General features: G+C 39.9%; 9 protein-coding genes. All 9 read right to left on the bottom strand.

Translation table 11 applies throughout. The annotated features are described in order from the left end of the window. Nucleotides 1-12 precede the first annotated feature (12 nt). The 9 genes from CD03_RS33235 to CD03_RS0111220 all read right to left on the bottom strand — a co-directional run bounded on the left by CD03_RS33235 (nt 13) and on the right by CD03_RS0111220 (nt 12979). Nucleotides 13-720 (bottom strand): ABC transporter ATP-binding protein, encoded by a 708-nt coding sequence (locus CD03_RS33235; RefSeq protein WP_044289310.1) that lies wholly within the window; start codon nt 718-720, stop codon nt 13-15. 17 nt (nt 721-737) lie between these two features. Next, nucleotides 738-1340 (bottom strand): hypothetical protein, encoded by a 603-nt coding sequence (locus CD03_RS0111255; protein WP_156042875.1) that lies wholly within the window; start codon nt 1338-1340, stop codon nt 738-740. A gap of 259 nt (nt 1341-1599) precedes the next feature. After that, on the bottom strand, nt 1600-2364 hold the full coding sequence (locus CD03_RS0111250) for a hypothetical protein (RefSeq protein ID WP_156042873.1): 765 nt from the start codon (nt 2362-2364) through the stop codon (nt 1600-1602). 35 nt (nt 2365-2399) lie between these two features. Beyond that, on the bottom strand, nt 2400-3473 hold the full coding sequence (locus CD03_RS0111245; RefSeq protein ID WP_027293714.1) for a hypothetical protein: 1074 nt from the start codon (nt 3471-3473) through the stop codon (nt 2400-2402). 353 nt (nt 3474-3826) lie between these two features. Then, nucleotides 3827-4567: a LytR/AlgR family response regulator transcription factor gene (locus tag CD03_RS0111240; protein WP_081820220.1), complete on the bottom strand. Its 741-nt coding sequence runs from the start codon at nt 4565-4567 to the stop codon at nt 3827-3829. 154 nt (nt 4568-4721) lie between these two features. Next, nucleotides 4722-8264 carry a pyruvate:ferredoxin (flavodoxin) oxidoreductase gene (nifJ, locus tag CD03_RS0111235; RefSeq protein WP_027293712.1) on the bottom strand — a complete coding sequence of 1181 codons (3543 nt, stop codon included), beginning with the start codon at nt 8262-8264 and terminating at the stop codon, nt 4722-4724. Between the two features lie 273 nt (nt 8265-8537). Further along, nucleotides 8538-9782, bottom strand: coding sequence for an alpha-L-fucosidase (locus tag CD03_RS0111230; RefSeq protein ID WP_027293711.1), 1245 nt, complete (start codon nt 9780-9782; stop codon nt 8538-8540). Between the two features lie 14 nt (nt 9783-9796). Then, complete coding sequence (locus CD03_RS0111225; protein WP_027293710.1) at nt 9797-10819, bottom strand: LacI family DNA-binding transcriptional regulator; 1023 nt, start codon at nt 10817-10819, stop codon at nt 9797-9799. A 141-nt stretch (nt 10820-10960) separates the two neighbouring features. Then, complete coding sequence (locus tag CD03_RS0111220) at nt 10961-12979, bottom strand: alpha-amylase family protein (RefSeq protein ID WP_027293709.1); 2019 nt, start codon at nt 12977-12979, stop codon at nt 10961-10963. Between the last annotated feature and the right edge of the window lie 103 nt (nt 12980-13082).

The raw sequence follows: 13082 nt of genomic DNA, 5'->3' as shown, positions 1-13082 counted from the left end.
AATAAACGGGAATTACGTTAAGCAACTGCAAGAATCTGATACTACCGAAATAATTTCCGTCCCAACGGTAAATTTTTTGAATCTCTTCATGATTCCCCTGTCTATTTCATATACTTCATCGCATAACACATTGATATCCTCTTTGTTGTGACTTGCCAGCAGAATCGTTTTGCCACACGCCTTCAGTTCCAGGAATAACTCTCTCATTTCAAGGACTCCCTGGTTGTCCAGTCCGTTCATGGGTTCATCCAGGATTAAGATTTCCTTGTCCTCCATGATCGCCTGAGCTATGGCCAGCCGTTGCCGCATCCCCATGGAATAATTCCCCACCTTTTTTTTAGAAAGGGCATCCAAGCCTACCTTGTTAAGAATACGAATAAGGTGGTCTCTGTTCTTTTTGTTGTTAATCATGTAGAGGTATTCCAAATTTTTATATCCATTTTCATTTTTTAGAAAAGCAGGTTCTTCAATAATAATTCCGCTGTTGGTTAAAAGATCAAGATCCTGTCCCATCTTTTTGCCTTCAACCCGTATCTCCCCTTCATCCAGTTTCAAAAATCCGCAGATGCATTTGAACAATACCGTTTTACCTGATCCGTTTCTCCCAATAATGCCATATATTTTACCCGGTCTGCACTCTAATGAAATATTTTGTAAAACTTTTTGATTTTTAAAGCTTTTTGAAGCATCCACAATTTTAATAATGCTTTCTGTTAACATTCATTTCTACTCCTTATTTATTCTTCCTTGTTCCATTTTAACTCAATGTACTTAAATCTGATTAGTATGAGAACCGACATTAGTATAATCAAGATGCAAAGTGCCGGAATGCTGTAATGCAATGGCGGGATAGTTCCATAGCCAAATCGAGTCTCCCCAATTCTTGTAATCTGCATCCATGCCAGGGGTAAAAAGTAGTATAACTGTTCCTGAATTTTCGGATGAAAGTTTTCAACTATCACAACCCCAGTTAACAGAACCATAGTTATGCTGATTGCAACAGTACGATTTAGGAAAACACTGAAAAAGAACATAAAAATTCCCGTAAAAGAAATGGTAAGTCCGCAAACGCCCCATGCCAGCAGCATGGCGGGAATCGGCTGTATTTTATTTATTAAATTATACGAAATAGAAAAAGACAAATTGTATCCTACGCCCAGGTCCGTAAGGGAAAGAGTATGCAGCAGCTTCCCCCAATCACTGGTAAGAAAAACCCTTGGCGCAAGTATGATGACCGAGAGCAATAACGCTGCCGCTGCAAGAGTGAATCCGCTAAAAATAATGCTTATGATCTGGGAAATACACCAGCGATAACGTCCGCTGCGAATCATTTGGTACATACCTGCATGATTTAAGAACGGTGCATTTGAGTAGAAATAAATAATTCCCAAAATAAATGTAAATAAAAAGTACAGGTGTGACATCAAATGTGGAAAGACCCAGGGCGATATTTTATATCCAGTGTCCTTGGATGCAGCCATCAGCGGCGATATATATACGAAAATCAGAAAAGCTAATAGTATTAGAAAAGTAACGCTGCGTTTAGAGCATATCTTATGCCGGGTTTCGCAATATGTTAAGTTTAGAATAGATAAAATATTATGCACTCCGGATCCTCCCCCTGATTTTTTTGTATATAAGACCCATCAGACAGCCAGAAAAAATACCTCCGAAAAGAATTGGCCAAAAAAAGGATATAAGGTCATTTTCCCATACATTATATCTGGCATCAAAAATAATAGAAATATTAAATATAGAATCATGGCCCCATATGGAATTTCCTAAATACAGTAAAAAATAGTATCCCATAACAGGAATTGACAATACCAGAAGAGAATTAACAATATACAAAGACGCATACGCTGCCAGAAGGGATAAAGAAGCAGCAAGGATTCCCTTTTGCACCGTGAATAGGAAAAAATATACCGGGTACCTGCCAGGGGTAAGAAAATACCGCAATCCTCCTACTTCCTGAAGTAAAGATATCGAGGTAAAATTAGCATCCTCCCAGGGCATTCTGCACCGCAAATACAGGACAAACAGCATTGTTCCAATGGAATAAGTCAACAGTGCAGTTAAAAATATCGTGATAGACCTGGAAAAAGTATACAGGAAGACAGAACCCTTCTGTACCATAAGATACGCATAACGATTCTCCATATCCTGACAGAAACTATTTGCATAGGGATAGGCACAAAACAGCATTACGATCATGGCGGGCATACCAAACTGTATCTGATCAAAAACAAAGAAAACCGTTGTATCCAGGGTAATATCATCCAACGTACCAAACATCAGGGTAAAGAAGACACCCGCGATGCCCAGAAGAAATTCTCTGGAACAAATTCCTCTGCTTATGTCCATCCGCAGATATCTGAATAATTTTCGGCAGTCCGTTATCATTGGATAAACTCCTCTCCGGTAACCGCATTTACGATAACCTGGTTCAATACTGAGTGCTCCACAGCAGAGTCTTCCCCAGACTGCAGCTTAAGATTCTCGGTAACATCGAATACCCATACTGGTGTTAACAGATAACTATCATTCTTCTCATGCTGTGACATCATCATTAACTGGGCCTTGGTAACGATATAATTATCATCAGATATGATATTTGCATACTTGTGCTCCACAGTGCCTGCAATTTCCTCAAAGTGCTTTAATTTTAGCTTTGTATCCTCTTTTTGAAATTTAAAGGTCTTGTCCATCAAAAGATAAAACAAACCATCTTTTGAATAGGCAGCCTGTACTTGCGCAAATGCATCGGAGGCCTCTTTATAAATATCGCTATAGATATAATAAATCGGCAACGATTGGCATGTCTGGCGCAGGGCAAAATAATAACAGTCATCGTCAGGGGACCAGTTCTCCTTGTATTGTGAGGTATCCGCCTCTCCTTGCATCCCTAATACTGTCTCTTCATTTTTCATCGTTTGATAGTCCAGAGAATACCCACTATAACTATAATCATTCCCAATCATTATGCCCATTTTTGAAAGTATGTCCAATATATCTGTCAGCGCTGTTTCCCGTGTAGCGAAAGAAAATTCCTCCGACTGTGAATATTTGTTCCCATTATAATTATATTTGTAGGATAGACTGAGTACTCTTGGCAAATGGTCAGCAAAAGATTTGTATAAATGAACTGATTCAGGATATATCAACAATGTTTCCCCATTCTGCCCTGCATAGTAATAGTCTGTCTGACCAGAGTCGTTTGTCGTGATCTCTTCCTGGTAATCAATTCCGGAAAAAAGTGTATTCAGGGTATTAGAGGGGTCCGGGTTCTGTTGGGTAGCTGTATAAGCGTAGATTTCATTAGGGTTAAAATCCTTATTCAGCTCAACTATGGTATCAAATGTAATGTTTCCCGTTTCCTTTTCATACTTTTTGGGAAAGATGATTCCGTCATTGTCTGAAGGGGATGTATCTTCCGCTATATCAGTTTCAACAGAAGAGTGCACTACGGGCACATCACTTTCCTGACATCCAGTGCATAAAAATGAGCTTATTATTAAGATGCCCAATAGTAATTTTGATTTTTTATTTAACATATGTAATCCATTTCTTTTTGTTTTATTAGTTTTTTGATTTCAGTATTTTCCCCAGGCATTGACTGTCATAGCTTCGAAGATCCACGGCGAGTACTCATAAAAAAAAGCTGACGCGGTCTAGCCGTTCCATTTTTATAAGGGGATCTTATGTTAAGCCCTAAAAGACGTCTTTCATTATATTTATAACATACTTTACCCGTTATTCTATATAGCGGGTAAAAAATGTATATATTTTTGGTAAAATCAGACTGGATTCAGATTAGTTGTTTTGCCTATACGTCACCAACAATACCCATATGGCTTAGTATCCTTTCTCTTATATCTTTTCGATAAGTTTTACTGATGGCCAAAACCTCGCCATTTCTCATTTTCACAGATTCAAAACAATATTCTTTTATATAATTTAAATTAATAATATACGATTTGTGGATTCTTATAAATTTTTGCAGAGGAACCTCAGACATAATCAGATCAATTTTCCCATAGAATTCTTTGCTATGATCATCTAAAATAATATATACTTTTTTACCTTCACTTTTAAAATAAAGAATACTACTATATAATATTCTATGATAAGTCCTGCCATTTTTATATTGATAGCAAAGGTTTTGTTTTTCAATTAATTGTACAGCCTTATGCAGATTTTTCCACATGGCTGAATCATAAACAGGCTTAATCAAAAAATTTAGCGGCCTTATCTGAAATAATTTCATAGCGTGATTGGTACTCTCGGAAATATAAATGAGATGTGTTGCATCATTTCCCAGCTTCTCCCTCAAATAGAGTCCCACATCTATCCCACTCATTTTCTGTAATTGAATATCTAAACAGATCAGATCATAATAATTAGAATTTTCTAAAGACTTGCACAGAGCTTCACCACTATAAAAAATGTCTATTTCCACATTAATAGCATTTTCCCGGGCATACTTTCGAATAATATGTTCCATAAACGAACATATCTTGTTATCTACATCACAAACTGCAATATATATCATAAAATCATCTCCCATAAATAGTATAGCATAAAAATAAATCGCTCCATACTATTTTATCATCAAACTCATAACTTCCCTTCTTCCATCATACCTTTTCCCACACACCCTTAAGAAAAGACCGGACAGCCAATCGCCATCCGGTCTTTATTTTCTTTAAAATATTTCTATCTTATTGTTCTCCACCATACAGAGTAATTAATTTCTGCAGGTAAGCATATCTTTCTTTTGCGTATTCTTCAGATTTAGCGAAGAGTACAGCAGCTTTTTCAGGATTAGAACGTTTCAGTGAATTGTAACGAACTTCTCCGTCTAAGAATGCCTGGTAATCTCCTGTTGGAGCTTTGCTGTCTAAGCTGAATGCAGCTTTTCCTTCTTCAGCCAATGTTGGGTTGAAGCGGAAGCAATGCCAGTAACCAGCTTTTACTGCGTTATCTTCTTCTGTCTGAGCTTTGCTCATACCGATCTTGATTCCGTGGTTGATACATGGAGCATAAGCGATAATTAAGGATGGTCCTGGATAAGCTTCTGCTTCCGCAATCGCTTTTACAGTCTGATTGTAATCAGCACCCATAGCGATCTGTGCTACATATACATAACCATAACTCATAGCGATACTTGCAAGGTCTTTTTTCTTCGCTTCTTTACCACCGGCAGCGAACTGTGCTACAGCTCCTGTAGGTGTAGATTTGGAAGACTGTCCGCCTGTATTAGAGTAAACTTCTGTATCGAATACCATGATGTTGATATCCTGTCCGCTTGCTAATACATGGTCAACACCGCCGAAACCGATGTCATAAGCCCATCCGTCACCACCGAAGATCCACTGGGATTTCTTAGCTAAGAAGTCTTTGTTATTTACAACTTCTTTGCATGTATCGCAGTCTTTGCCTTCTAAAGCAGCTACCATTCTGTCAGTTGCAGAACCATTTGTAGCGCCTGAATTAAAGGTATCGATCCAATCCTGGCAAGCAGCTTTTACATCAGAGTCTTCTGTGTTTGCAATGATTTCTTCAACTTTTGCTTTTAAGCCGTTTCTCAGGGCTTTCTGAGCTAATAACATACCATAACCAAATTCTGCATTATCTTCAAATAAGGAGTTACACCATGCTGGTCCCTGTCCTTTTGCATTTACAGTATAAGGTGTGGAAGGTGAAGAGTTACCCCAGATAGAAGAACATCCTGTAGCATTTGCAATGTACATTCTGTCACCAAATAACTGAGTGATTAATTTAGCGTAAGGTGTTTCACCACAACCTGCACAAGCTCCTGAGAACTCAAGTAATGGCTGTTTGAACTGGCTTCCCTTTACGGTATTTTCTTTGAATTTTTCAACAACATCTGCTTTTGCAGGTAATTCTACAGCGTAGTCAAAGTATTTCTGGCAGCCAGCATTTGCTTCCATATTTTCAAGAACAAGTGCTTTTTCACCCTTCTTACCTGGACATACGTTCGCACAAGATCCACATCCTGTACAGTCATAAGCAGAAACGGTTATTGCAAATTTATAATTTGGCATACCTGTCATTGGAATGGTTGTCATTCCTTCCGGTGCTGCAGCAACTTCTTCATCTGTCATAGGAACCGGACGGATAACTGCATGAGGACATACATAAGCACATCTGTTACACTGGATACAGTTTTCTGGTTTCCAAACAGGGATATCTACTGCGATACCACGTTTTTCATATGCAGAAGAACCGGATGGTGTAGATCCGTCTACATATTCTTTGAATGCAGATACTGGTAAGGAGTTACCTTCCTGTGCATTTACTTTGCTCTGGATATTGTTAACGAAATCAACAACGTCTTTTCTTCCGCCTTCAGCGTGAGACATTGCAAGTCCTTCGTCAGCAGAATCTTTCCAGCTGTCCGGTACTGTGATTTCAACAACCTGTTTCGCACCGGCATCAATTGCATCATAGTTCATCTGTACAATCTTATCGCCTTTTCTTCCGTAAGTAGCTTTTGCAGCTGCTTTCATCAGGTCAATAGCCTGTTCTTCCGGAATGATGTTTGCAAGTTTGAAGAATGCTGACTGAAGAACAGTATTGATACGTCCGCCAAGTCCGATTTCTTTACCAATCTTGATACCGTCGATTACATATAATTTAATACCGTGGTTAGCGATAAAGCTCTTAACCTGTCCTGGTAAATGTTTCTCAAGACCTTCCATATCCCATGGGCAGTTTAATAAGAATTTGCCGCCGTCTACTAATTCCTGAACCATGTTATATTTATTAACATAAGATGGGTTGTGACAAGCAACAAAGTTAGCCTGACGGATTAAGTAAGTAGATTTGATCGGGCTCTTACCAAAACGTAAATGGGACATGGTAACACCGCCGGATTTCTTTGAATCATAATCAAAGTAAGCCTGAGCGTACATATCTGTGTTATCACCGATAATCTTAATGGAGTTCTTATTAGCACCAACAGTACCGTCAGCACCAAGTCCCCAGAATTTACAGTTGATTGTTCCTTCTGGTGTAGTAACAAGCGGTGTTCCTAATTCAAGAGACAGATTTGTTACATCATCCACGATACCGATTGTGAATTTCTTCTTTTCTGCATTTTTGTATACAGCAACGATCTGAGTAGGTGTTGTATCTTTAGAACCTAATCCGTAACGTCCTGAGTATACCGGAACTGCATCAAATTTCGTTTCTTTTAATGCTGCAACTACATCTAAGTATAATGGTTCGCCAAGTGCGCCTGGTTCTTTTGTTCTGTCTAATACGGAGATCTGTTTTACAGTTTCCGGAATAGCATTAATCAAAGCTTCTGCGCTAAATGGTCTGTAAAGACGAACTTTTACAACACCGACTTTTTCGCCTGCTGCTGTTAAGTAGTCAATTGTTTCTTCGATTGTGTCACATACGGAACCCATAGCGATGATTACGTGTGTAGCATCTGCTGCTCCGTAGTAGTTGAATAATTTATAATCTGTACCGATTTTTTCATTTACTTTGTCCATGTAGTCCTGAACGATAGCCGGTAAAGCATCGTAGCTTTCGTTACAAGCTTCTCTAGCCTGGAAGAAGATATCAGGATTCTGTGCAGAACCTCTGTGGCATGGATGATTTGGGTTTAAAGCATGTTTACGGAAAGCATCAACTGCATCCATATCTACCATATCTTTTAAATCTTCATAATCCCATGTTTCGATCTTCTGGATTTCATGAGATGTACGGAATCCGTCGAAGAAGTTGATAAATGGAATACGTCCTTTGATGGAAGCGAGGTGAGCAACAGCTGTTAAGTCCATTACTTCCTGTACGCTGGATTCACAAAGCATAGCGCATCCTGTCTGACGACATGCATAAACGTCAGAATGGTCACCGAATATAGATAATGCATGGCTTGCAAGAGCACGTGCGGAAACATTGAATACACCTGGTAACTGCTCGCCTGCAATTTTGTATAAGTTAGGGATCATAAGTAAAAGTCCCTGAGATGCTGTATAAGTAGTTGTTAAAGCACCTGCTGCAAGGGATCCGTGAACGGTACCGGCAGCACCTGCCTCAGACTGCATTTCAGTTACCTGAACTTCCTGTCCGAAGATATTTTTTCTTCCCTGGGTTGCCCATTCATCAGTTGCTTCAGCCATAACAGATGATGGTGTGATCGGATAGATTGCTGCTACGTCTGTAAACGCATACGAAGCATGAGCTGCAGCATGATTACCATCCATGGTCTTCATTTTTCTAGCCATTTGTGTTTTTCCTCCTTATTATTTAGAATCCCCGAAAGGATTCATTTGTACATATGGATTTATGATTTTCCTCATATGAACTAATCATAGCACATTTCGGGATACTTGTCCATTTGCCTGGTACTTAATTTAACATTTTTTTTGTACTTTTCACAATACACAAAAAATTACGGGATGCACTGCCAAAAGAGCGTATCTTAAAATATTTGAGTCTGTACTGTCCGCTTCACACAAGCGTCAGACAGGTGCAATTATTCTAAGACACGCTCTATACTATCCTCTTATCGGTTCAAATACCGGATCTTTTTCCTCTGTCTCAAGGCAGACACAGTAATTTTTTTCATCACATAATTCTTCTGGGACTTCTACTTCAATCACATCTGCTCCCTCACAGGTAACGGAACACTCGTATTCCAGTTCCTGTCCATTGCTTACTAAATATGCACTTTTTACTTTATTGCCTACATTAAGCAATTCAATACGGCGCCTCGGAGCTAAGACATGTACAAATAACTTATAATCTTTCTGTGTAAATTGAGCCCACTCTAATTCATAAGCATAGAGGTCTACTCTTCTGGTTCCAAAGATACTGTCCGCATTATCCTGAACATATTTACCCACCTCGTCCAAAATAGCGATGCTTCTGTCCGGTACATGTCCGGTTGCATCCGGACCGATATTCAGAAGGTAATTGCCTCCCCTGCTGGTTACTTTCAGCAGAAGCCGGATAATATCATCCGGGTTCTTCCAGTTATGGTCATCCTTGTTGAATCCCCAGGTATCATTTAAAGTAGCCGGCAGTTCCCAGTCTCCTTCATACGGCAGCCTCGGTATGAAATTATCTCCCGTTGTCATATATTCACCCAGTTCATTTCCAATTCTGCCGCTGACAATGCAGTCCGGCTGCAGGGATTTTACCAGGTCAACCAGGGATTTGCTCTGCTCCGGAGTGGTTCCCATCGGTGTATCAAACCATATTAAAGCAATATCTCCGTACTCCGTTAGAATTTCAGTTAACTGCGGTTTAACCTTTGTATCCAGATAGTGCTGATAATCTTTGTGGGAATTATCCTTTAAATACATTAACCCGTCAGGATCATGCCAGTCCTGCGCCTGGGAGTAATAAAGACCCAGTTTCATATCATATTTATCACAGGCATCTTTTAACTGTCTCAGAATATCTTTTTTGTAAGGTGTTGCCTTTACTACGTTGTAATCACTGCACTTAGAGTCATACATTGCAAAGCCTTCATGATGTTTCGAAGTAAATACAATATATTTCATTCCCCAGCTCTTCGCCTTTTTTACAATCTCCTCCGCATTAAAATTTACCGGATTAAACTGTCCTGACAGCTTTTCATACTCACTGACCGGTATATCCAGATGATTCATAATCCACTCCGCAATCCGGTCTGTCTTCTTGCCATTGTATTCCCCTGCTAAAATAGAATATAATCCCCAATGGATAAATAATCCAAACTTTGCATCCTTAAACCATTGCTGTTTTGTATCTTTCATTTTTTAATTCTCCTTTACGAAATGATCATTTGAACCGACTCCCTTTCCTTAAAAGTAGTCGGCAGTTTTAAATTCTTAGGGAAATCCGTATAATCCCCTTCCATTCTTTTCAATACCAATTCCACACATTTGCGGGCAATCATTTCAATCGGCTGTCTGACTGAAGTGAGACTGGGCCGTGACATTATGGAAAATTCCATGTCATCAAAAGTAACAAAAGACAATTCACCGGGAATGTCAATGCTCAGATTATGAACCGCTGTCATGGCACCGAGACACATATTATAATTGGAAACAAATACTGCTGTAGGCCTCTTCTTCAGCTTCCAGATTTTCTGCATGCATTTATATCCGGATTCAAAAGTAAAATCTCCTTTTTCGATATATTCTTTTGTCACCGGGATATCATAATCTTCCATCGCACGCAAAAAGCCTTTCATCCGGTCTTTAGCCGTAAACCGTTCCGGTATCTTCTCACTGGTTCCTGACAGAATTGCAATCTGCCGGTGCCCCTGTCCAATTAAATATTCTACTGCTGTATAGGTGCCTGCCGCAGAATTTGCCATCACGCTGTCGCAGGGCGTGTACTGGCACAGACAATCTACCAGCACCACTGGTATCTTCCGTTCTCTGGCCGGTGCCATAAAATCCACTTCACTTTTCATGGCATAGCTGAAAATAATCCCATCTACCTGTTTATCTGAGAGAAATTTGACTGCCCTTTGTGCCTCCTGTGCATTCCCTCTGTGACAGCAAAGCAGCAGCGAATATCCCCTGTCCTTCAAAAGTTTTTCTATATATGCCGTAATCTTTGCCAGAAACTGGCTTTCCAGTGAATCTATCGCGATGCCGACGGTATAGGTTTTAGCGCTTCTTAGGCCTCTCGCTGCATTATTCGGCTGATATCCCAGCTTTTGAACCGCTGCTTCTATCACCATCCGGTTCTGGGGTTTAACATTTCCTCCATTCATATATTTCGAGATTGTCGAAATCGCTAAATTTGTTTCTTTTGCTACATCTTTTATTGTAACTGCCATCGTTCTTCACCCACATGTAATTTTTCTTTATTTATCTTGAAAAAGTCCCTAAAGGACTATTCAGACTACTGTTTACCCATAATATTATCACAGTCTATCTGAACCAACAACTATAAATATGAATTACATATGCGCATGTTCTTAATACTGAAATTCTATCATACAATGGCCTTTTATTTCAGGAACGATAAATTCGATTCTGCCATCCATGCATGAAAATTCTAATTCACTTCCTTCCGGTACAAGGCGTACTGATTTTATTTTTTCCGGTAAATTTACGGAATAATGAATATCATACAATGGAATAATATCCTCTATTGTAAATAGTTCTTCCGAGACTTTCACCGGTATATAGTGAAGACCGTGAAGCACATACCGTTTTTTATCTGCCTGGATATTCACCGCGCTGAGCAAAGAGGTGGGACCGTTATGTTTTAGCAGAGGGTTTGGGAGTACCAGTTCTAAAATATCTTTTACAATTTCCTTACACCATTTGGGATGCTTCATATAATAAGTAGTAAATACCGGATGCATCATATAAATACAGGAATCTGTCTGAACGATTGCAGGGTATCCCTTCTTATGCGAAGAAGGTGTGTGGCGATGAGAACAAAAATGCTCCCAGGTTCTGTTAAAATACGGAATGTAAGTGTCCGCCAGTACCGCTGCCCCTGCTGCTTCCACCTGCGCTCCCTTATCGTACATTACATGTTCCGTTTGTGGAAGAGACTTGCCGATCTGTTCATTGGGCATAATAAAATCCGGACTATAAGGCGCCTCTCCTAAATAATGCACACCTAATTCATCAATCGCAAAATCCGTCTCATCATCGGAAAGTCCGGACTTGTAACTGGCAATTACCTTACCGCCATATGCGATAAAGCTTTTTATCTTCTCGGCCAGCTTGGAATCACAAAGTATGCTATCCGGTAAAATCAATACTTTGTACCCATTAAACTCCGAACGGTCATCTACAATATCCAGCTGGTATCCCAGTTCATCCAGCATCGTACAAGCGCCGTTAACTTCCCTGGGCACTGAACCTCCGGGACCGGTATGCTCCTTGAGACATTCGCTTGTAAAAACTGCAATCTCCGTCAGGGCTTTTGCTTTTTGGCACCAGGGCTCTTTCTTTTCTACTTCCCGATACACACTGCCGATCAAATCATATACCGCGCCGGATATTTTGCCATCCGGATCCAGCTGGTCCCCGATCAGACATTTAGAATTATATGCCAGCATCCGGAAACACTCATATTCCAAAGCCTCCCTGTTTTTAAAGGAATGAAAATCTCCCCATTCCGTATGAAATTTTCCGGTATGTGCAAGATAGTCCATACCGGTAGTTCTGGCAAAACGGGCTGTATTCATGAAATGGGAGTATCCCCATTGTCCGCTTGGAAGGGATTCTAATTCCCAATGTGTATAAGCATCTCTGGCATCTACCGAAACCGCATTAATATGCCCGGCATTATAGAAAATTGTAACATCTTCTTTCAGACTTCTGATATAAGCCGAAATATCTTCTTTGAAATCCTGCATGGTCTTTCTGGCAAAAAGCATCCGGTCTTCCTTCTTATCCGGGCGATATCCTTCTGCTTCCATTTTTTCCACACAATGTCTGCAGGAACAGTCTACTGGATTTACAATATCAAGGAATAATCCGTCAATCCTCTCTGCTGTCAGCACTTCAAAGACATCCAGAATCTGGTCTTTTAAAAACTGTCTGTACGGTGAATTGACACACAGGGTTCTGTAAAATCCTGCATCATATACTTTTGCAGACTTATCATCCTGGCAAAAATCCTTTAAACTTCCATCCTCATTTAAGCAAACCCAGTCCGGGTGTTTCATACCGGAGTAATAATCCCACTGTACCGTAGTGTAAACAGGTACTTTTATTCCTCTTTTATGGCAGGCGTCAATCTGCTGGATTAATAAGTTCTTATTGACCAGACCCGGATGCACCAATTCCGGAAATCTGACTGAATCATAATACAACATCCCATGATGGCATCTGGAGAAGCAGGTAACCGAATTAACCCTTGCTTTATCCAGTGTATCTGCAAATTCTTCCGCATCAAACGCGGCTCCCACATCCATTATTTTCTCACTGGTGTGAAAATCCATATGAACCTGCCGAAATCTTAATTCTTCCATATATAACCTCCTAATTAAGTAGGGTTCCCTGTCAACCAGCTTACCCTCTAAGATCGCAGTATGCGTTTTAACCTATTTCATTCTGGCAATTCTTGTTTTAATC

Source organism: Robinsoniella sp. KNHs210 (assembly GCF_000686105.1).
GTDB lineage: Bacteria > Bacillota > Clostridia > Lachnospirales > Lachnospiraceae > Robinsoniella > Robinsoniella peoriensis.
This window is presented reverse-complemented; position numbering and strand designations above follow the sequence as displayed.